The 18,556-nt window shown below is 63.5% G+C and carries 20 protein-coding genes; 13 read left to right on the top strand and 7 right to left on the bottom strand.

What is annotated here, in order from left to right:
* The first annotated feature begins 248 nt into the window (after window positions 1–248).
* From FQ755_RS21950 to FQ755_RS21940, 3 genes are all read left to right on the top strand, one after another.
* Window positions 249–998 carry an electron transfer flavoprotein subunit beta/FixA family protein gene (locus FQ755_RS21950; protein ID WP_144156905.1) on the top strand — a complete coding sequence of 250 codons (750 nt, stop codon included), beginning with the start codon at window positions 249–251 and terminating at the stop codon, window positions 996–998.
* A 15-nt stretch (window positions 999–1,013) separates the two neighbouring features.
* Window positions 1,014–1,949: an electron transfer flavoprotein subunit alpha/FixB family protein gene (locus FQ755_RS21945; protein ID WP_144156903.1), complete on the top strand. Its 936-nt coding sequence runs from the start codon at window positions 1,014–1,016 to the stop codon at window positions 1,947–1,949.
* A 101-nt stretch (window positions 1,950–2,050) separates the two neighbouring features.
* The gene (locus tag FQ755_RS21940) at window positions 2,051–3,841 is read left to right on the top strand and encodes an acyl-CoA dehydrogenase (RefSeq protein ID WP_144156901.1); all 1,791 of its coding nucleotides are present in this window, start codon (window positions 2,051–2,053) and stop codon (window positions 3,839–3,841) included.
* Between the two features lie 123 nt (window positions 3,842–3,964).
* Here the strand turns inward: FQ755_RS21940 and FQ755_RS21935 are convergent, their stop codons facing one another.
* The gene (locus tag FQ755_RS21935; protein WP_144156899.1) at window positions 3,965–5,251 is read right to left on the bottom strand and encodes a D-amino acid dehydrogenase; all 1,287 of its coding nucleotides are present in this window, start codon (window positions 5,249–5,251) and stop codon (window positions 3,965–3,967) included.
* Between the two features lie 169 nt (window positions 5,252–5,420).
* Here FQ755_RS21935 and FQ755_RS21930 point away from each other — a divergent pair, with 169 nt between their 5' ends.
* The gene (locus FQ755_RS21930; protein WP_074300378.1) at window positions 5,421–5,909 is read left to right on the top strand and encodes an Lrp/AsnC ligand binding domain-containing protein; all 489 of its coding nucleotides are present in this window, start codon (window positions 5,421–5,423) and stop codon (window positions 5,907–5,909) included.
* A 105-nt stretch (window positions 5,910–6,014) separates the two neighbouring features.
* Entirely contained in the window at window positions 6,015–7,148 is a 1,134-nt protein-coding gene (locus FQ755_RS21925) for a PA0069 family radical SAM protein (protein ID WP_260858763.1), read from the top strand.
* A gap of 42 nt (window positions 7,149–7,190) precedes the next feature.
* Here the strand turns inward: FQ755_RS21925 and FQ755_RS21920 are convergent, their stop codons facing one another.
* A complete protein-coding gene (locus FQ755_RS21920) occupies window positions 7,191–7,658 on the bottom strand; it encodes a TM2 domain-containing protein (RefSeq protein ID WP_144156897.1) in 468 nt (155 codons plus the stop codon).
* Between the two features lie 269 nt (window positions 7,659–7,927).
* Between FQ755_RS21920 and rpsP the strand changes: the two genes are divergently transcribed.
* The 6 genes from rpsP (at window position 7,928) to FQ755_RS21890 (ending at window position 12,223) form a co-directional block, all read left to right on the top strand.
* A complete protein-coding gene (rpsP, locus tag FQ755_RS21915; protein ID WP_006050280.1) occupies window positions 7,928–8,182 on the top strand; it encodes a 30S ribosomal protein S16 in 255 nt (84 codons plus the stop codon).
* Between the two features lie 132 nt (window positions 8,183–8,314).
* Window positions 8,315–9,049, top strand: coding sequence for a ribosome maturation factor RimM (gene rimM / locus FQ755_RS21910; protein WP_144156895.1), 735 nt, complete (start codon window positions 8,315–8,317; stop codon window positions 9,047–9,049).
* A gap of 37 nt (window positions 9,050–9,086) precedes the next feature.
* Window positions 9,087–9,854 (top strand): tRNA (guanosine(37)-N1)-methyltransferase TrmD, encoded by a 768-nt coding sequence (trmD, locus tag FQ755_RS21905; protein WP_144156893.1) that lies wholly within the window; start codon window positions 9,087–9,089, stop codon window positions 9,852–9,854.
* Between the two features lie 142 nt (window positions 9,855–9,996).
* Complete coding sequence (rplS, locus tag FQ755_RS21900; protein ID WP_074263789.1) at window positions 9,997–10,377, top strand: 50S ribosomal protein L19; 381 nt, start codon at window positions 9,997–9,999, stop codon at window positions 10,375–10,377.
* A 99-nt stretch (window positions 10,378–10,476) separates the two neighbouring features.
* Window positions 10,477–11,157, top strand: a complete 681-nt coding sequence (locus FQ755_RS21895; RefSeq protein WP_144156891.1) for a CoA pyrophosphatase — start codon at window positions 10,477–10,479, stop codon at window positions 11,155–11,157.
* A 127-nt stretch (window positions 11,158–11,284) separates the two neighbouring features.
* Complete coding sequence (locus FQ755_RS21890) at window positions 11,285–12,223, top strand: CobD/CbiB family protein (RefSeq protein WP_144156889.1); 939 nt, start codon at window positions 11,285–11,287, stop codon at window positions 12,221–12,223.
* A gap of 45 nt (window positions 12,224–12,268) precedes the next feature.
* On the opposite strand, the gene FQ755_RS21885 is transcribed toward FQ755_RS21890, so the two are convergent.
* From FQ755_RS21885 to FQ755_RS21875, 3 genes are all read right to left on the bottom strand, one after another.
* The gene (locus tag FQ755_RS21885; protein ID WP_144157116.1) at window positions 12,269–12,589 is read right to left on the bottom strand and encodes a putative signal transducing protein; all 321 of its coding nucleotides are present in this window, start codon (window positions 12,587–12,589) and stop codon (window positions 12,269–12,271) included.
* A gap of 91 nt (window positions 12,590–12,680) precedes the next feature.
* Window positions 12,681–13,616 (bottom strand): ribosome small subunit-dependent GTPase A, encoded by a 936-nt coding sequence (gene rsgA / locus FQ755_RS21880; RefSeq protein ID WP_144156887.1) that lies wholly within the window; start codon window positions 13,614–13,616, stop codon window positions 12,681–12,683.
* A complete protein-coding gene (locus FQ755_RS21875) occupies window positions 13,613–14,872 on the bottom strand; it encodes a M48 family metallopeptidase (RefSeq protein WP_144156885.1) in 1,260 nt (419 codons plus the stop codon). The genes rsgA and FQ755_RS21875 overlap by 4 nt, the downstream gene beginning before the upstream one ends.
* Window positions 14,873–15,022: 150 nt before the next feature.
* Here FQ755_RS21875 and orn point away from each other — a divergent pair, with 150 nt between their 5' ends.
* Window positions 15,023–15,631: an oligoribonuclease gene (gene orn / locus FQ755_RS21870; RefSeq protein WP_144156883.1), complete on the top strand. Its 609-nt coding sequence runs from the start codon at window positions 15,023–15,025 to the stop codon at window positions 15,629–15,631.
* 68 nt (window positions 15,632–15,699) lie between these two features.
* Here the strand turns inward: orn and mog are convergent, their stop codons facing one another.
* On the bottom strand, window positions 15,700–16,326 hold the full coding sequence (gene mog, locus FQ755_RS21865; protein WP_144156882.1) for a molybdopterin adenylyltransferase: 627 nt from the start codon (window positions 16,324–16,326) through the stop codon (window positions 15,700–15,702).
* Complete coding sequence (gene yjgA, locus FQ755_RS21860; protein WP_144156880.1) at window positions 16,307–16,918, bottom strand: ribosome biogenesis factor YjgA; 612 nt, start codon at window positions 16,916–16,918, stop codon at window positions 16,307–16,309. The genes mog and yjgA overlap by 20 nt, the downstream gene beginning before the upstream one ends.
* A gap of 181 nt (window positions 16,919–17,099) precedes the next feature.
* On the opposite strand from yjgA, the gene pmbA reads away from it, so the two are divergent.
* Window positions 17,100–18,470: a metalloprotease PmbA gene (pmbA, locus tag FQ755_RS21855; RefSeq protein WP_144156878.1), complete on the top strand. Its 1,371-nt coding sequence runs from the start codon at window positions 17,100–17,102 to the stop codon at window positions 18,468–18,470.
* Window positions 18,471–18,556: the final 86 nt, after the last annotated feature.

Here is an 18,556-nt window from a genome sequence, read left to right as displayed (position 1 = left end):
CGCCCGGCGCGCGGCCCAGCACCACAACCGTCATCGATGGCAAATGATGAATTAGAGTCGGAAGTCGGGACCCGGGGTTGTCGCCCGGGTTTTTTCGGGATTAAAATAGAACGACCGTTCGTTATTGCTGTCACGCCGCTGAGGAGCGCTATCCTCGATGTAAAACCAGCCCGCGACGCGGCTGTCGTAAAAGGGCAGTCGCTATAATGTCCGTTGGGTTGACGTATTCGTAACTTTGGAGCGTGTGCATGAAAATCCTGGTGCCAGTCAAGAGAGTGGTCGATTACAACGTGAAAGTCCGGGTCAAGTCGGACGGCACGGGCGTCGACATCGCAAATGTAAAGATGTCGATGAACCCGTTCGACGAGATCGCCGTGGAAGAGGCGGTGCGTCTGAAGGAAGCGGGCGTGGCGACGGAAGTGATCGCCGTTTCGGCGGGCGTGACGCAGTCGCAGGAAACGCTGCGCACGGCGCTGGCAATCGGCGCGGATCGCGCCATCCTGATCGAGTCGAACGAAGACCTGCAACCGCTGGCGGTGGCCAAGCTGCTCAAGGCGCTGCTCGACAAGGAACAGCCGTCGCTCGTGATCCTCGGCAAGCAGGCGATCGACGACGATTCGAACCAGACCGGCCAGATGCTGGCTGCATTGGCGAATTTGCCGCAAGCCACGTTTGCATCGAAAGTGGTGGTGGCCGACGGCAAGGCGACGGTGTCGCGCGAAGTGGATGGCGGCGCGGAAACGCTGTCGCTGGCGCTGCCCGCCGTCATCACCACCGACCTGCGCCTGAACGAGCCGCGTTATGTGACGCTGCCGAACATCATGAAGGCGAAGAAAAAGCCGCTGGAAACGCTCAAGCCCGAAGACCTGGGTGTCGACGTGACGCCGCGCCTGAAGACGCTGAAGGTGGTCGAGCCCGCGAAGCGCAGCGCTGGTGTGAAGGTCGCTGACGTAAAGACGCTGGTCGAGAAGCTGAAGACCGAAGCCAAGGTGCTGTAAGAGGAGACGGACGAAATGACGATTCTGGTAATTGCGGAACACGACAACGCGTCGCTGAAAGCGGCGACGCTGAACACGGTGGCGGCGGCCGCGAAGATTGGCGGCGACGTGCACGTGCTGGTCGCCGGCCACAACGCGCAAGGCGCGGCCGACGCGGCAGCGAAGGTGGCAGGTGTTGCCAAGGTATTGCTGGCCGACGCGCCGCAACTCGAAGCGGGCCTCGCGGAAAACGTCGAAGCCACGGTGCTGAACATTGCGAAGGACTACTCGCATATCCTCGCGCCGGCTACCGCTTACGGCAAGAATATCGCGCCGCGCATCGCCGCGAAGCTCGACGTCGCGCAGATCAGCGACATCACCGCCGTGGATTCCGCCGACACGTTCGAGCGCCCGATCTACGCGGGCAATGCAATCGCCACGGTGCAATCGGCTGATCCGATCAAGGTCATCACGGTGCGTACCACCGGCTTCGACCCGGTCGCGGCAGAAGGCGGCGGCGCGGCGGTCGAGAAGATCGAAGCCGCGGCGGATAGCGGCCTGTCGCAGTTCGTTAGCCGCGAAGTGACGAAGCTGGACCGTCCGGAACTGACCTCGGCGTCGATCATCGTTTCGGGTGGTCGCGGTCTCGGCAGCGGCGAGAACTACACCAAGGTGCTCGAGCCCCTGGCCGACAAGCTGGGCGCGGCGCTGGGCGCGTCGCGCGCCGCCGTCGATGCCGGCTTCGTGCCGAACGACTATCAGGTCGGCCAGACCGGCAAGATCGTCGCGCCGCAACTGTACGTGGCCGTGGGCATTTCAGGCGCCATCCAGCATCTGGCCGGCATGAAAGACTCGAAGGTCATCGTCGCCATCAATAAAGACCCGGAAGCGCCGATTTTCAGCGTCGCCGATTACGGTCTGGTCGGCGATCTGTTCACGGTCGTGCCGGAACTGGTAACCGAGCTGGGCTAAAGCCGGGAACGCCGCAATAAGGCGTCTGGCAGCACATAAAGGGACGCAGGGACCCATAGTCCGGCGTCCCTTTTTATATCGCAGGCAGGAGGAGAACCAAAATGAGCTATACGGCGCCCGTCAAGGACATGCTGTTCGTGATGAAAGAACTGGCCGGACTCGAAGACATCGCGAAGCTGCCCGGCTTCGAAGATGCCAATCTCGACACCGCGCAAGCCGTGCTCGAGGAGTCGGCCAGGCTGTGCGGCGAAGTGCTGGCGCCGTTGAACGTCGAAGGCGACCGCAACCCGAGTAGCTGGAAGGACGGCGAGGTTACCGCGACGCCGGGGTTTGCCGAGGCGTTCCGGCAATTCGCCGAGGGTGGCTGGCAAGGCGTGCAGCATCCTTTGGACTACGAAGGGCAGGGGCTGCCGAAGCTGATCGCGACGCCGTGCGTCGAAATGCTCAATGCCTCGAATCTCTCGTTTGCCTTGTGTCCGTTGCTGACCGATGGCGCGATCGAAGCACTGCTGACGGCCGGCACCGAAGCGCAGAAACAGACCTATGTGCCGAAGCTGATCTCCGGCGAATGGACCGGCACGATGAACCTCACCGAGCCGCAGGCCGGCTCCGATCTCGCACTGGTGCGCGCGCGCGCCGAGCCGCAGGGCGACGGCTCGTTCAAGCTGTTCGGCACCAAGATTTTTATTACGTGGGGCGAGCACGACATGGCGAAGAACATCGCCCATCTCGTGCTGGCGCGCACGCCGGGCGCGCCGGAAGGCGTGAAGGGCATTTCGCTCTTTATCGTGCCCAAGTTTCTCGTCAATGAGGACGGCTCGCTCGGCGCGCGTAACGACGTGCATTGCGTGTCGATCGAGCACAAGCTCGGCATCAAGGCGAGCCCGACGGCCGTGCTGCAATTCGGCGATCACGGCGGCGCGCTCGGTCATCTGATCGGCGAAGAAAATCGCGGCCTCGAGTACATGTTCATCATGATGAACGCCGCGCGTTTCGCGGTGGGCATGCAGGGTGTGGGCGTGTCGGACCGCGCGTATCAGAAAGCGGCGGCGTATGCGAAGGACCGCGTGCAGAGCCGGCCGGTGGACGGTTCCGCCAGGCAATCGGTGTCGATCATTCATCACCCGGACGTGCGCCGCATGCTCGCCACGATGCGTGGCCTGACCGAGGCCTCGCGCGCGCTGGCCTACGTGGCCGCGGCGCATTGCGATATCGCGCATCGTCACCCGGACGAGGCGAAGCGCAGCGAGCATCAGGCCATCTACGAATACCTCGTGCCGATCGTGAAGGGCTGGAGCACGGAATTGTCGATCGACGTGGCGAGCCTCGGTGTGCAGGTGCACGGCGGCATGGGTTTCATCGAGGAAACCGGCGCGGCCCAGTATTATCGCGACGCGCGCATTTTGCCGATCTACGAAGGCACCACCGCGATCCAGGCGAACGACCTGATTGGCCGCAAGACCTTGCGTGACGGCGGGGCGGTGGCGAAGTCGCTGCTGGCCGGGATTGCCGGGACCGTCGAGGCGCTGGGGGCGCAGCAGGGCGCGGCGTTCGAGTCGATGAGGAAGTATCTCGCGCTAGGCCACGACTCGCTCGCCGCGGTGGTGGAGTTTGTCGTGACCCAGGCAAAGCGCGATCCGAATGCGGTGTTTGCCGGCAGCGTGCCGTATCTGAAGCTGGCGGGCATCGTGCTGGGCGGCTGGCAGATGGCGCGTGCGTTGCTCGCGGCGCAGGAAAAGCGCGCGGACGATCCGTCGTTCTACGGCGCGAAAATCGCCACCGCGCAGTTCTACGCGGAGCACGTGCTGCCGCAGGCGTCGGCGCTGGAAGCGGCAGTGGTCAGCGCGAAGGGGGACGAGGGCGTGCTGGCGCTGGCAGAGGATCAGTTCTGACGCCGGGCTTTGTCAGATGGCGCTGCCAATTGCCAATAGAAACGGCACCTGAGAAGGTGCCGTTTTTGTTCTGTCGGAATGACTTCGCTGCTATGGCCAGAATCGCCTAAGAAAGACAATGACTCAGGCAAAAGCCGGACGTCCCGCACCTCGCGTCTCGCCCAGGTAGCGATGCACTGACAGATCGTCCGACTGAATCGCCGGCTGCTTGCCCGAGATCAGATCGGCGAGCAGTTGCCCCGAGCCGCACGACATGGTCCAGCCGAGCGTGCCGTGGCCGGTGTTGAGGAACAGATTGGAGAGGGGCGTGCGGCCGACGATCGGCGTGCCGTCCGGCGTCATCGGACGCAGGCCGGTCCAGAAGCTGGCCTTGGCCGTATCGCCGCCGCCGGGGAACAGATCGTTGACGCACATTTCGAGCGTCTCGCGGCGTGCCTCGCGCAGCGACTTGTCGAAGCCGACGATCTCCGCCATGCCGCCGACGCGAATCCGGTCGTCGAAACGCGTGATGGCGATCTTGTAGGTTTCATCGAGCACGGTCGACACCGGCGCGGCCGCCGCGTCGACGATAGGCGCCGTGATCGAATAGCCCTTGAGCGGATAGACCGGAATCTTGACGATGTCTGTGAGGAACCGGGTCGAATACGAACCGAGCGCCACGACAAACGCGTCGGCGCGCAGCAATTCGGCGCCGCATTGCACGCCGGCGATCCGGCCGCCGGTCGTGGCGAGCGCGTCGATCGGCGTGTTGTAGCGGAACGTCACACCCAGCTCTTCGGCCAAAGCTGCGAGGCGCGTGGTGAAGAGCTGGCAGTCGCCGGTTTCATCGCCCGGCAGACGCAGGCCGCCGGTCAGCTTGTGCGCGGTCGCGGCGAGCGCGGGTTCAGCGCGCGCCAGTTCGGCCGACGTCAGCAGTTCATACGGTACGTTGGCGTCTTTCAGCACGGCGATGTCTTTCGCCGCGCCGTCGAATTGCTGCTGTGTGCGGAACACCTGCAGCGTGCCGCCGGTGCGGCCTTCGTACTGGATGCCGGTGTCGGCGCGCAGCGCCTGCAGGCAATCGCGGCTATATTCGGCAAGACGCACCATGCGGCCTTTGTTCACCGCATAGCGCGAGGACGTGCAGTTCTGCAGCATCTGCCACATCCACTGCAGCTGGAATTGCGTGCCGTCGAGGCGGATGGCGAGCGGTGCGTGTTTCTGGAACATCCATTTGACGGCCTTCAACGGCACGCCCGGAGCGGCCCACGGCGAGGCGTAGCCAGGCGAGATCTGGCCCGCGTTGGCAAAACTCGTTTCTTGTGCCGGACCGGCTTCGCGGTCGATCACCGTCACTTCATGACCGGCGCGCGCCAGATAATAAGCGCTCGTCACTCCGACCACGCCACTGCCCAAAACGACGACTCGCATAGCTGCTCCAGAAGGTTCTTTGGGGCTTGCGCGTCCGTGGATGGCTCAGCTCGTTTGCGGATGATTCGATTAACGAGGTGATACGCTTTCAGCCCAGTGTTAACCGCTATACTATTTAGAGAACGGCAGGTTTTGTTATTGTATTTTTGAGATTTTTAGTAGAAACACCATGCGAACCCAACGTCAACCGATCCGCGCTCTCGACAAGCTCGATCACAAGATTCTCAGGCTGCTGCAGCAGGACGGCCGGATGGCGATGAAAGACCTCGCGGAGCAGGTCGGGCTGTCGGTGACGCCGTGCATCGAACGGGTCAAGCGCATGGAGCGCGACGGCGTCATCACCGGCTATCACGCGCGCGTGAACCCGGCCGAGCTGGGCGCGGCGCTACTGGTGTTCGTCGAGATCACGCTCGACCACAAAAGCGGCAACATGTTCGACCAGTTTCGCCGCGAGGTGCAGAAGATTCCCGAGGTGCTGGAGTGCCATCTGGTCTCGGGCGACTTCGATTATCTGATCAAGGCGCGCATTGGCGAGATGGCTGATTACCGCAAGCTGCTGGGCGACATTCTGCTGCAACTGCCGGGCGCGGTGCAGTCGAAGAGCTATGTGGTGATGGAAGAAATCAAGGAAACCTTGACGATTGCGGTGGGCGAGTAAGCTGCGGCGACCGGCTGAAGACAGGGCTCGACAAATGGCGTAAACACTGTATATTTGTACAGTATTGTTGCGCCTTTTTGTTGTCCGCTTGTGCTGGATCTTACCGTGACCGACTCCGTCCCCGAATATCCCATCGCACCGCCCGTGCCACGCAAAGGGCGCGGCGCCGTTACGAACCTGCAGGGCCGTTATGAAGTCGACCAGCGCGAAGCGGTCGACGACGGCTGGATGCTGCACGAGGACGAAGAGGGCGGCTCGCCCGCGTTGCGCACGCAGGTCTTCAGCGAGCAGGCTAAGAGCATTCTGAACCGCAACGCGTCGCCGGATATCCCGTTCAGCGTGTCGCTCAATCCGTACCGGGGCTGTGAGCATGGCTGCATCTACTGCTTCGCGCGGCCTACACATAGTTATTTGGGGCTGTCGCCGGGGCTCGATTTCGAGAGCCGCATCTACGCCAAGGTCAACGCGCCGGAACTGCTGGAGCGCGAGCTATCGAAGAAGTCATATGTGCCCGAGCCGATCGCGCTGGGCGTCAATACCGACGCATGGCAGCCCGTCGAGCGTGAGTTGCGGCTCACCCGGCGGGTTATCGAGGTGCTGCATGAGCGCGGCCATCCGTTCGCGGCCATTACGAAGTCGTCGCTGATCGAGCGCGATCTGGATCTGCTGGCGCCCATGGCAGCGCGTGGGCAGTTCATGGCGGCCGTCACCATCACGACGCTGGACGCCGAAATCGCGCGCACGCTCGAACCGCGCGCGGCCACGCCGTCACGCCGTTTGCGCACCATCCGCACGCTCACCGAAGCCGGCATCCCGGTGGGCGTGAGCATCGCGCCGGTGATTCCGTTCGTCACGGAACCGGATATGGAGCGGGTCATGGAGGCCTGCGCCGAAGCCGGGGCGAGCAATGCGAGCTATATCGTGCTGCGTCTGCCCTGGGAGGTGGCGCCGCTTTTCAAAGACTGGCTGGCGGCGCATTTTCCGGATCGCGCCGACCGCGTGATGAGCCGTGTGCGTGACATGCGCGGCGGCAAGGATTACGACGCGAACTTCGCGACGCGCATGAAGGGTGAGGGTGCGTGGGCCGATCTGCTCAGGCAGCGCTTTCACAAAGCGGCGCGCAGGCTCGGTCTGAACGAGCGCCGGCATGGCATTCTGGATATGTCGCACTTTGTGCGCGCCGCGCCGGCCGCGCCATTGACCCCGGCGCGCGACGATCCGCAAATGAAACTGTTCTAGATAGCGAGCCGGTACCAGAACGGCGGCATGGCCGCCTGCCGGTTACTGCGATGGCGTCTTGTCCGCCGGAACCTGTGATTCGAAATAGGTCTGGAACGTCACGGCGAGCCCGGTCATCAGCAGCATGGCGCCGATGAAGAGCGAAAAGATCACCACGAAGATCACGCTCCAGCCGGAGCGGCTGCGTTGCTGGCTCTGCGGATTGAATTGCGCGTCCCATTTTTCATCGGGACGCAGGCCGTAGACCATCGCCGCAAGGAACGCCGCAAAGAGCGAGATCGCGCCCGGAACCGTCAGCACCCAGCCGAGCGCCGAAGTCCGCTCGCTGCCGATCAGCAGCAGAACTCCCGGAATGCCGAGCAGCGTGCCGAGCAGATGGAGCCAGCCGTAGACGTCGCGCTTTCCATACAGATAGAAGCGATGCGCGCCGAGGCTGCCAAGAAAAAAGGCCAGCGCGGCGGTCATCGTCTTGGACCTGAAACGCGGGGAATTCGAAACGCGGGTGGACATGGGCGGCAGTTGGGTGGCAGGCGGTCTGGATCACTGGCGCGCAACGGTGCGCGGGCCGAGGCGCATTCTACGCCGGGGGCGCCGCGGCGGGCATATCGGTTCCTGAAGGGGAGAATTCGTGCCGTCCGACAAGCCCCGGCTGGCCGGACTGTATGGCCGGCGCAACCGCGAATCGCAGTTTATCCCGGTAAGTGTTTGTTATGGCTTCGGTTTCCCGCTATAATCGCCTGTTTCAGTGGTTCCGAACCCCGGTTTTCAAGGATTCTAGTATGGTCATCATCCGCTTGGCTCGTGGCGGCTCCAAGAAGCGCCCGTTCTACAACATCGTCGCAACCGATTCGCGTAACCGTCGTGACGGCCGCTTCATCGAACGCGTTGGTTTCTACAACCCGGTCGCTACGAAGGGTGAATCGCTGCGTATCGCTCAAGACCGCCTGACGTATTGGCAAGGCGTTGGCGCGCAACTGTCGCCGACAGTCGAGCGTCTCGTGAAGGAAGCGCAAAAGGCGCAGCCGGCTGCTTAATGGTAGCCAGCATGTGCATCGCCGGCGGCTCGCGCAGCTTGCCCGAGGTGTCCGATGCGCGAGTTTTGCTGCATGTTTTACAGAAACAGCAGACGTCGAAGATGGCAGCGAGCTTCGTCTTGAGGTGTTTTCATGTCTGAGCGTGATTCGGGAAGTTCAGGTCGCGCCAAGGCGGGTCCGCGTGTCCGGGCAGCAAGCCCGGCAGCGGCTGAGGCACCGTTCGGCGCATTCGTCCGCAAGCCGGTCGAACGCGCCCCGAGCAAAGCAAAACCGGAAGCCGTGGTCGAATCGGGCGCTGCAGTCATGCGCGCCGAAACGGCGGAAAGCTGGCCGGAGGACGCTGTCGAAGTAGGCGCGATCGTCGACGCATACGGCCTCAAGGGCTGGATCAAGGTGGCCGCGCATGCGGATGCCGGGCGTGGTGGCGACGCGTTGCTGAGCGCGAAGCGCTGGTGGCTGATGAAAGGCCGCGAGCGCAGTTCGGCGCCGGCGTTGCAGGCCAAAATTCATAGCGACAGCATTGTGGCCCATCTGGGCGGCACGGCTGACCGCGACGAGGCGCTCGCGCTACGTGGCACGCAGGTGTATATCTGCCGCAGCGACTTCCCGGCGCTGGATGCTGACGAGTTTTACTGGGTCGATCTGCTCGGCCTGGATGTCGTGAACCTGACCGGGGTTGCCCTCGGCAAGGTGGCCGACATGATCGACAACGGTGCGCACTCGGTGTTGCGCATCGAATATCCGACTACCGGCAAAGATGGCAAGCCGGCCGCGGGCGAGCGTTTGATCCCGTTCGTCGGTGTCTATGTCAAAACGGTGGACCAGACGGCGAAGCAGATTGTCGTCGATTGGGAAGCCGATTATTAAACGAGCTCGTTAAACCAGCTCAATAACGGAGAGAGCGATGCAGTTCGATGTCGTTACGCTCTTTCCTGACATGTTTCGTGCGCTGACCGACTGGGGTATCACCAGCCGCGCGGCGAAGCAGGAGCGCTACGGTTTGCGCACGTGGAATCCGCGCGATTTCACAACCGACAACTACCGTACCATCGATGATCGCCCGTATGGCGGCGGCCCGGGCATGGTGATGCTGGGCAGGCCGCTGGAAGATGCGATCGGGGCGGCGAAGGCCGCGCAGGCGGAGCAGGGCATCGCCGGCTCGCGCGTCGTGATGATGTCCCCGCAAGGTGCGACGCTCAATCACGAGCGGGTCATGCAGTTTGCCGCTGAGCCTGGCCTGATCGTGCTGTGCGGGCGTTACGAAGCGATCGATCAGCGTTTGATCGACCGTTGCGTGGATGAGGAAGTCAGTCTCGGCGACTTCGTGCTGTCCGGTGGCGAACTGCCGGCCATGGCCTTGATGGACGCCGTGGTGCGTCAGTTGCCTGGCGTGCTGAACGACTCGCAATCGGCGGTGCAGGACAGTTTCGTCGAGGTGCTGCTGGATTGTCCGCATTACACGCGTCCTGAGGAATACGAAGGCGTGCGTGTGCCCGATGTGCTGCTCGGCGGGCATCATGCGGAAATCGAGCTGTGGCGCCGACGCGAAGCGCTGCGCAACACGCTCAGCAAGCGGCCCGATCTGATCGAGAAGGCCAGAAATAACAAGATGTTGAGCCGTGCCGATGAGGCATGGCTTGCTAGTCTCGCGAAGGAAGCATCGAAGGCGTAACGCCCCGGTGTCACTAGCGAATAGGCGGCGCCGCACATGCGTGTACGGTGCCTGATGTGAACCCATCCTCTATCGGGGCCGTAGCCGAGCAGTTTCTGTGAGGCAGGTACGAACGCCGACAAGATGGCATTAGGAGTCAGTGATGAATCTGATTGCAAAACTCGAGCAGGAAGAAATCGCGCGCGCCCTCGGCGAGAAGACCATCCCCGAATTCGCCCCCGGCGACACGGTGATCGTCAGCGTGAACGTGGTTGAAGGCACGCGTAAGCGTGTTCAGGCTTACGAAGGCGTCGTGATCGCCAAGCGTAACCGTGGTCTGAATTCGTCGTTCATCGTCCGTAAGATTTCGTCGGGCGAAGGCGTCGAGCGTACGTTCCAGACGTACTCGCCGCTGCTGGCAAGCATCGTCGTGAAGCGTCGTGGCGATGTGCGTCGTGCGAAGCTGTACTACCTGCGCGACCGTTCGGGCAAGTCGGCCCGGATCAAGGAAAAGCTGGTCTCGAAAGACCGCGCTGCTTCCTGAGCGTAAAAGCTGTAAGAAAAAGCACCCTTCGCGGGTGCTTTTTTCTTTGTTGGGTCAAAATAGCGGCATTGCCTCTACAAGCTCGCCCCTGAGATCCCGTTGACCCGTCCTGTCTTCGAACCCGAAAACCTGCCTGTCGAATCGACGGGCCGCGATCTGCCATCGGTTGCTCCTGTGCGTCTGACGCCCGACGGGCTGCGCGCGCGCTTCGAGCAACGTCTGTCATGGACCGCAGAGCCGGGCGACGCACGTTGGAAGGAGTTCGGCGATCCGCGCGTCGCAGCCGTGCTCGTGCCGCTGGTGGTGCGTGACGAAGGGCTCACGGTGCTGCTCACGCAGCGGGCCGACCACCTCAACGATCACGCGGGCCAGATCAGTTTTCCGGGCGGCCGCCACGAACCGTTCGATGCCGACGCGACGGCCACCGCGCTGCGCGAGGCGCAGGAAGAGGTCGGCCTCGATCCGCAGCGTGTGGAAGTGCTCGGCGCGCTACCGGACTATCTGACCGGCACGGGCTTTCGCGTCACGCCGGTGGTAGGGCTCGTGCATCCGCCGTTTACGGTCGAGGCCGATTCACTGGAAGTGGCGGAAGTCTTCGAAGTGCCGCTGCGCTTTCTGATGGACCCGTCTCATCACGAGGTGCGAGTGCTGCGCTGGGAAGGCGGCGAACGGCGCTTTTTTTCGATGCCCTACCCACGCGGCGATGCGGGCGGACACTACTTCATCTGGGGCGCAACGGCGGGCATGTTACGCAACTTCTATCGCTTCCTCGCCGCATGACGGCCGCGGAACAGTTCGAATGGCCCGGAGTGTCGCGGCTTTGCAACCATCGGCGTGCCCGGTCGCATCCGACCCTGTGCTATCGTTATAAAACAATCGTAAAAACTCGAAAAGCACGGCGCATCGCATGACTTTTTTCTCCGTATTGCTGGCTCTGATCATTGAACAGGTACGCGCGCTATCGCCGAACAATCCGGTGTCCGCGTTGCTTCAATATCATGCGGAGTCGGCGGCGCACGGATTCGATGCCGGCAAACCCAGGCATGGCCTGCTCGCGTGGCTCGTTGTCGTGGTGCCGTGGACGCTTGCCGTCGCGCTCGTCTACTACGTGCTTTATCACATCAACTTCGTGCTGGCGTTCCTGTGGAACATCGTGATCGTCTATTTCACGCTTGGTTTCCGTCAGTTCAGCCATTACTTCACGGACATCCACCTCGCGCTGAATAACGACGACGTACCGCGCGCGCGGGAAATCCTCAATGAATGGACCGGCCTCGATACGGTCGACATGCCCGTTAGCGAGATCGTGCGTCATACCCTGATTCACGCCGTGGTGGCTTCGCACCGCCATGTGTTCGGCGTATTTTTCTGGTTCCTGGTGCCGGTGGGGCCGGCTGGCGCGGTGCTGTACCGGATCGCCGAGTATTTGGCGCGCACCTGGGCCCGCCCGACGGACGAGCGCACCGTGGCGTTTTCGAGTTTTGCGCAGCGTGCTTTCTTCGTGATCGACTGGATTCCGGCGCGGCTGACGTCGCTGGGCTTTGCGATTGTCGGCAACTTCGAGGACGCCATTTACGCCTGGCGTAATCACGCGCGTCAATGGCCGGACAGCAATGATGGCGTGCTGCTCGCCGCGGGCAGTGGCGCCCTCGGCGCACGTCTGAGTGGGCCGCTCGCCGAACCGTCGAGCCTCGACGCTCTGGCAACGGGTGACGGCGGTCCGATGCAGGTCGGCGACGACTGCACGCCGCGCACGCTGCAATCGGCGGTGGGGCTCGTGTGGCGCGCCGTCATCCTGTGGATGATTTTGCTGCTGATGCTGACGATCGCCGTGTGGCTCGCCTGAAGCTGACGCCGCTGCCAAGTGGCGAGTTTGCTCGCCGTCCCCTCTTTAGCCGTCCAGCGGATTACGCGCCGTCCCGCATTGCCAGCACACGGTAAATTGCGCCTCCAGCGTCTCGCCGCATTGAGCACAGCGCCATGACGGCGCGCCCGCGCCCGGTCCATGCGCGGCCACGTCGATGAGCTTGCGCGCCATCATCTCGTCGCGTTCGTCGACCAGCCACAACTCCGGCGCGCACTGATCCGCCGGAATCTCCCCTAGCGCGCCATTCAGATAGCGGTTGTGCAACTCGCATGGAATCCCCGCCGTCGCCAGCACATTGATCCAATGCTGTCCGATCAGCAGATTCGGCGCGCGCATCAGTTTCATCATGAGGGGAGATCCGTGGCGGGTGAGTGCGGTTGATTAAATGAAGTATGCAAGGCGGCGGCTGGTCAATCGCCCAGATGCCGCGCTGAACTCAACGGACGATCTGACTCGCCTCGTGCACGAGCTGCGCATAGAGCGCGTGCCGTGCCGGCGCGATGCGGCCGTCGGCGACCGCTTCGAGAATCGCGCATCCGGGTTCCTGCAAGTGATGGCAGTTATAGAAGCGGCAATTGGGCAGCAGCGGCCTGAACTCCGGGAACGCGCGTTCGAGCTTGCCCTCAGTGAGGTGATGCAGCCCGAACTCCTGGAACCCCGGCGAGTCGATCAGCGCTCCGCCATCCGGCAGCGGATAGAGCCGCGTGAACGTGGTCGTGTGGCGGCCGCTGTTCAAGGCGGTGGAGATTTCACGGGTGGCGACCTCGGCGTTGGGCACCACCAGATTCACCAGGGTCGATTTACCCATCCCCGACTGTCCCAGCAGCAACGTGGCATGACCATGCAGATGTTCTTCGAGCGCGGCGCGCGCGGCGTCAGGCTGGGTCTTGATCGACAGTTCCACCACCGTATAGCCGAGTGCCTGATAACGGGCGAGTCGGGCGCGTGCGCCCGCCAGCTCGGCGGTGACGTCGGTCTTGTTCAGGACGATCAGCGGCTTCAGCTCGTTTGCCTCGGCGGCCACCAGGGCGCGGCCGAGCAGATCCTCGCTGAAGTGGGGCTCGGTGGCGAGCACGATCAGCAACTGATCGAGATTGGCCGCGAACAGTTTCGATTTGTACTGGTCCGAGCGGTACAGCAGATTGCGCCGCTCGCCGATCTCGACGATCACCCCCTGATCGGCCGAGGTAGGTTCGTACAGGACGCGATCGCCGACCGCCACCTCGCTGCGTTTGCCGCGTGGAAAACACTGCAGCATCGCGCCGCCATCTTCCGGCGCCACCAGATAGTGTCGTCCGTGCGCGGCGATCACGAGGCCGCCCACGCGCGTCGTGGACGGTGCGCGCGGCGCTTTCGGGGAGCGGCCGCTCATGCGTGCCGCATCAGGCGGTCAATCCGCTGCGACGCCGGTGGGTGCGAATAATAGAACGCGGTGTAGAGCGGGTCCGGCGTGAGCGTGGAGGCATTGTCCTCGTACAGCTTGACGAGCGCGTTGACGAGATCCTGCGCGTCGGTTTGGGTGGCGGCGAATGCGTCGGCTTCGAATTCGTGTTGGCGCGAGCTGAGGCTGCTGAGCGGCGTCACGAAGAACAGGAACACCGGCAGCGCGAGGAAGAACAGTACCAGCGCGAGCCCGCTGTTGCCGCCGAGCAGCGACGGCCGCACGCCCAAACCCTCGTAGAACCACACGCACTGCATGAGCCAGCCGAGCAAGGCGAGCATCACGAGGCTGACGGCGAAAATCACTACCATCCGCTTGATCACGTGACGGCGTTTGAAGTGACCGAGCTCATGCGCGAGCACCGCTTCGATCTCGCTACCCGAAAGACGCGCGAGCAGCGTGTCGAAAAAGACGATGCGCTTGGCCGCGCCGAAACCGGTGAAGTACGCGTTGCCGTGCGCCGAGCGGCGGCTGCCGTCCATCACGAACAGCCCCTTGGCCGCGAAGCCGCAGCGCTTCATCAACGATTCGATGCGGCTCACCAGTGCTTCGTCCTTGAGCGGTTCGAACTTGTTGAAGAGCGGCGCGATGAAGGTGGGATACAGCACCAGCACCAGCAACTGGAACACCACCCACACGACCCACGTCCACAGCCACCACAGGCTGCCGGCCTGGTTCATCAGCCACAGCACGACGAACAGCAGCGGCAGCCCGAAAACGGCGCCGAGCAGCGCGCCCTTGATGCGGTCGGCGAAGAAGATGCCCTTGCCCATGCGATTAAAGCCGAAGCGTTCTTCGATGCCGAACTGACGGTAATAGTCGAACGGCAGATCGATCACGCTGGTAATCGCTATGACCGCCGCGATCAACCCGATCTGGCCGAGGTAGCCGCGTCCGAGCCAGCCGGAGATCGCCAGATCGAGCGCCTGCACGCCGCCCAGCAGCGTCAGCCCGATCAGCACGGCCGCGCTGACGACGATCTCGACCATCGTAAGCCGCGTGCGTTCGACGGTGTAGTCGGCGGCGCGCTGGTGCGCGGTGAGGGCGATCGTGGCCGCAAACTGGCCCGGCACCTGCTCGCGGTGCGCCGCGACGAAGCGGATTTGCCGCGACGCGAGCCAGAGCTTGGTGCAGACCATCGCCACGACGGCGACAGCGAACAGAACGGAGAAGTACAGGGTTGGCATCCGGGGAATCCGTGGTATCTATGCGAGAATTATATGTTTCTTCCCGCCGGCTGGCGGGGCCACGCTAAAACGAACTGTTTCGACGGCGAAATTAACGGCGAATGGCGCGTCGCTCAAGACGCGCGGCGCTCTCCACCAAGGTTGCCCTTCATGACTGACATCCTCGAATCCACCGGCCAGCCCTCGCTAGTACGCAGCGACATGAACCTGATCTGGCTGGACATGGAAATGACCGGGCTCGAGCCCGACACCGACCGCATCATCGAGATTGCCGTGGTGGTGACCAATTCCACGCTCGACAGGATGGTCGAAGGGCCGGTGCTCGCCATTCATCAGAGCGACGAAACGCTCGCCAAAATGGATCAGTGGAACCAGAACACCCACGGCCGTTCGGGGCTGATCGACCGGGTGAAGGCCTCGACGGTGAGCGAAGCGGACGCCACCGAGCTGATCCGCGATTTCCTCGGCCAGTACGTGCCGCCGGGCAAGTCGCCGATGTGCGGCAATTCGATCTGCCAGGACCGCCGTTTCATGGCGCGCTGGATGCCGGATCTGGAACGCTTCTTCCATTACCGCAATCTCGACGTGAGCACGCTCAAGGAACTGTGCCGCCGCTGGCAGCCGGCCATCTACAAGGGCTTCCAGAAGCGCGCCATGCACACGGCGCTGGCCGACATCCACGAGTCGATCGACGAACTCAAGTATTACCGCGAGCACTTCCTGATCCCGGCTGCAGCCACGCCGGCCGACGAGGCTTAAGACGCCCCGACAAGCCCCGGCAGACCCCGACAAGCGCCTCAGCAAGCCCCCGCAAGCCCGCGGCTCACTCAGCCCTGTCGCGGCGCGCGGATGGCGTTCTTCGGCCGGAACGCCTTCACGACCGCCTCGTTCGTCTCCACGTAAGGGCCGCCGATCAGGTCCACGCAGTAAGGCACCGCGGCGAAAATGCCCGGCACCTTGAGCGTGCCCGCCGCGTCGCGCAGCCCTTCCAGCGTTTCCCGGATCGATTTGGGCTGCCCCGGCAAATTCACGATTAGCGCGGCATGGTCCGCAGTCTCGCGGATCACCGCCGCCTGGCGCGACAGAATCGCCGTCGGCACGAAATTCAGGCTGATCTGCCGCATCTGTTCGCCGAATCCGGGCATTTCCTTGGTTGCCACCGCCAGCGTCGCCTCGGGCGTTACGTCGCGCCGTGACGGCCCGGTGCCACCGGTGGTCAGCACCAGATCGCAGCCCGCCTCGTCCACCAGTTCGATGAGGGTGGCGGAGATCGTCGCCGCGTCGTCCTGGATCAGACGGGTGACGGCCTGCCAGGGCGAGCTCAGCGCCGCCCCGAGCCACTCCTGCAGCGCCGGAATGCCCTTGTCTTCGTAGACGCCGGTGCTCGCGCGGTCGCTGATCGACACCAGGCCGATCACGATTTCGTCAGGGTGGTTACGCGCGATTTTCGTCATCGTCGTCTTCCGGGGCGTCGTCCGCGCCGTCTTCGGCTGCCGCCGGGCCGTCCGCGTGCTTGATCCACTGGAACAGTTCGCGGAAATAGCGCGGCGGCTTGCTTTGCTGGGCTTCCTTGCGGGCATTGCGGATCAGCGTGCGGCCTTCCTGCGGATCGGCGGCCGGGTGCTGGCGGATGAATTCGGTCAGCGCGGCGTCGTCGGCGAGCAGCTTCTCGCGGGTCCGCTCGATCCAGTGCATGCGCGCCGTTTCGGCCTTGTTGACGCCGTTGTAAGAGTCGAGCGCGGTACGCAGCGCCGCGGTTTCGTCCTCGTGCAGCGAGCGCATCACGCGGCCCACGTACTGGACCTGGCGGCGCTTGCCCTCGTGATCGGTGATGCGGCGCGCTTCGCGCACGGCGTCGTCGAGCTTTTCGGGCATCGGCATACGCTTCAAGGCGTCTTTCGGCAGCGCGATCAGCGCCTCGCCCAGCTCCTGCAGCGCGTGCATTTCGCGCTTGAGCTGGGATTTGCTGGGACGGTCATACCCGTTCTCGTCGATCTCTGGCTCGGCGGCGGGTTCCATCGGTTGAATGCGGGTTTTACGTGTCATACCGTTATTGTAGCGTGCCGTGCGCGAGAGGCCGCGGGCCGGCCATCCGGGTGCGGCGGTCGTGCCGGCGCGCTTGCCCGTGTCGCGAGGACGTCTTGCCGCGCGGCGAATGCCAGGTGCGTCCGCGCGGACCTTGCTATGATCGCGGGATACGTAGCGATGTAAAAGGACGGCAACGAATATGGCAGCAGACATGGACGTACGACAGCGCTTTTTCCCGCATACCCAGGATGAGCTGAAAGAGATTGCCTCGGACATCCTGCGTCACGCAAAGTCGCTCGGCGGCACCGACGCAGCGACCGAAATTTCCGAAGGCGACGGCCTGTCCGTCTCCGTGCGGCGTGGCGAGGTCGAGACGATCGAACATAACCGCGACAAGATGGTCGGCGTGACGGTGTTCATCGGCAACAAGCGCGGCAACGCGAGCACGTCGGATTTTTCCGCGCAGGCGTTGAAGGACACCGTCGCGGCCGCCTACAACATCGCCCGCTTCACGGCGGAGGACGACTGCGCGGGCCTCGCCGAGGCCGAGCTGCTCGAAACCGATCCGCGCGACCTCGATTTGTATCATCCGTGGAATCTGAGCGCCGACGAAGCGGTGGAAATCGCCCGTCGCGCCGAAGACGCCGCCTTCGCCACCGATCCGCAGATCCGCAATTCGGAAGGCGCGAGCGTCTCCGCGCAGCATTCGCAGTTCGTGCTGGCCACCTCGCGCGGTTTTCTGTCGGGCTATCCGTACTCGCGCCACTACGTGGCCTGCGCGCCGATCGCCGGCAGCGGCCGCAACATGCAGCGCGACGACTGGTACACCTCGCAGCGCAGCGCGGCCGACCTCGCCGATCCGGAAGCCGTCGGCCGTTACGCCGCGCAACGGGCGCTGGCGCGCATCGGCGCGCGCGGCCTCGATACCCGCAAGGTGCCGGTGCTGTTCGAGGCGCCGCTCGCAGCGGGCATCCTCGGCGCGTTCGTGCAGGCGGTGAGCGGCGGCGCGCTGTATCGCAAGACCTCGTTCCTCGTCGACAGCCTCGGCAAGCCGGTGTTCGCGCCGCATGTGCAGATCGTCGAAGACCCTCACGTGGCCCGCGCCATGGGCAGCGCGCCGTTCGACGAAGAAGGCGTGCGCACGAAGCAGCGTTCGGTGGTGAAGGACGGCGTGGTCGCAGGCTATTTCCTGTCCACCTACTCGGCGCGCAAGCTCGGCATGCAGACCACCGGCAACGCCGGCGGCTCGCATAACCTGAAGCTGCTCAGCTCGAAGACGCGTCCGGAAGACGATTTCGAAGCCATGCTGAAGAAGCTCGGCACCGGCCTGCTGCTGACCGAACTGATGGGGCAGGGCGTCAACTATGTGACGGGCGATTATTCGCGCGGCGCGTCGGGTTTCTGGGTCGAAAACGGCAAGATCCAGTATCCGGTGGAAGAGATCACGGTGGCGAGCACGCTGCAGGAGATGTTCCGCCATATCGTCGCCGTCGGCGCGGACACGCTCGTGCGCGGCACCAAGCAGACGGGTTCGGTGCTGATCGAACGGATGACGATTGCCGGGCAGTAAGACTTGAGGCAGGCTGGCGCGGCCGGCCAGCAGCCAGAAAAAACGCCATGGAAAGTACTTTCCGTGGCGTTTTTTTGTTTGTTTCG

Origin of the sequence: Paraburkholderia sp. BCC1885 (assembly GCF_900996235.1) — a bacterium.
GTDB lineage: Bacteria > Pseudomonadota > Gammaproteobacteria > Burkholderiales > Burkholderiaceae > Paraburkholderia.
Note: the sequence above shows the minus strand (reverse complement) of the source record. Positions and strands in the feature narration are given on the sequence as shown.

Bases quoted from the DNA above. Each gene is read 5' to 3' on its own strand.
- FQ755_RS21935 (WP_144156899.1), bottom strand. From the start codon at position 5,251: ATGCGAGTCGTCGTTTTGGGCAGTGGCGTGGTCGGAGTGACGAGCGCT.
- FQ755_RS21945 (WP_144156903.1), top strand. From the start codon at position 1,014: ATGACGATTCTGGTAATTGCGGAACACGACAACGCGTCGCTGAAAGCG.
- rsgA (WP_144156887.1), bottom strand. From the start codon at position 13,616: ATGAGCGGCCGCTCCCCGAAAGCGCCGCGCGCACCGTCCACGACGCGC.
- pmbA (WP_144156878.1), top strand. From the start codon at position 17,100: ATGGCAGCAGACATGGACGTACGACAGCGCTTTTTCCCGCATACCCAG.
- FQ755_RS21890 (WP_144156889.1), top strand. From the start codon at position 11,285: ATGACTTTTTTCTCCGTATTGCTGGCTCTGATCATTGAACAGGTACGC.
- FQ755_RS21950 (WP_144156905.1), top strand. From the start codon at position 249: ATGAAAATCCTGGTGCCAGTCAAGAGAGTGGTCGATTACAACGTGAAA.
- rimM (WP_144156895.1), top strand. From the start codon at position 8,315: ATGTCTGAGCGTGATTCGGGAAGTTCAGGTCGCGCCAAGGCGGGTCCG.
- FQ755_RS21920 (WP_144156897.1), bottom strand. From the start codon at position 7,658: ATGTCCACCCGCGTTTCGAATTCCCCGCGTTTCAGGTCCAAGACGATG.
- rpsP (WP_006050280.1), top strand. From the start codon at position 7,928: ATGGTCATCATCCGCTTGGCTCGTGGCGGCTCCAAGAAGCGCCCGTTC.
- FQ755_RS21940 (WP_144156901.1), top strand. From the start codon at position 2,051: ATGAGCTATACGGCGCCCGTCAAGGACATGCTGTTCGTGATGAAAGAA.
- yjgA (WP_144156880.1), bottom strand. From the start codon at position 16,918: ATGACACGTAAAACCCGCATTCAACCGATGGAACCCGCCGCCGAGCCA.
- FQ755_RS21875 (WP_144156885.1), bottom strand. From the start codon at position 14,872: ATGCCAACCCTGTACTTCTCCGTTCTGTTCGCTGTCGCCGTCGTGGCG.
- FQ755_RS21885 (WP_144157116.1), bottom strand. From the start codon at position 12,589: ATGAAACTGATGCGCGCGCCGAATCTGCTGATCGGACAGCATTGGATC.
- trmD (WP_144156893.1), top strand. From the start codon at position 9,087: ATGCAGTTCGATGTCGTTACGCTCTTTCCTGACATGTTTCGTGCGCTG.
- mog (WP_144156882.1), bottom strand. From the start codon at position 16,326: ATGACGAAAATCGCGCGTAACCACCCTGACGAAATCGTGATCGGCCTG.
- rplS (WP_074263789.1), top strand. From the start codon at position 9,997: ATGAATCTGATTGCAAAACTCGAGCAGGAAGAAATCGCGCGCGCCCTC.
- FQ755_RS21930 (WP_074300378.1), top strand. From the start codon at position 5,421: ATGCGAACCCAACGTCAACCGATCCGCGCTCTCGACAAGCTCGATCAC.
- orn (WP_144156883.1), top strand. From the start codon at position 15,023: ATGACTGACATCCTCGAATCCACCGGCCAGCCCTCGCTAGTACGCAGC.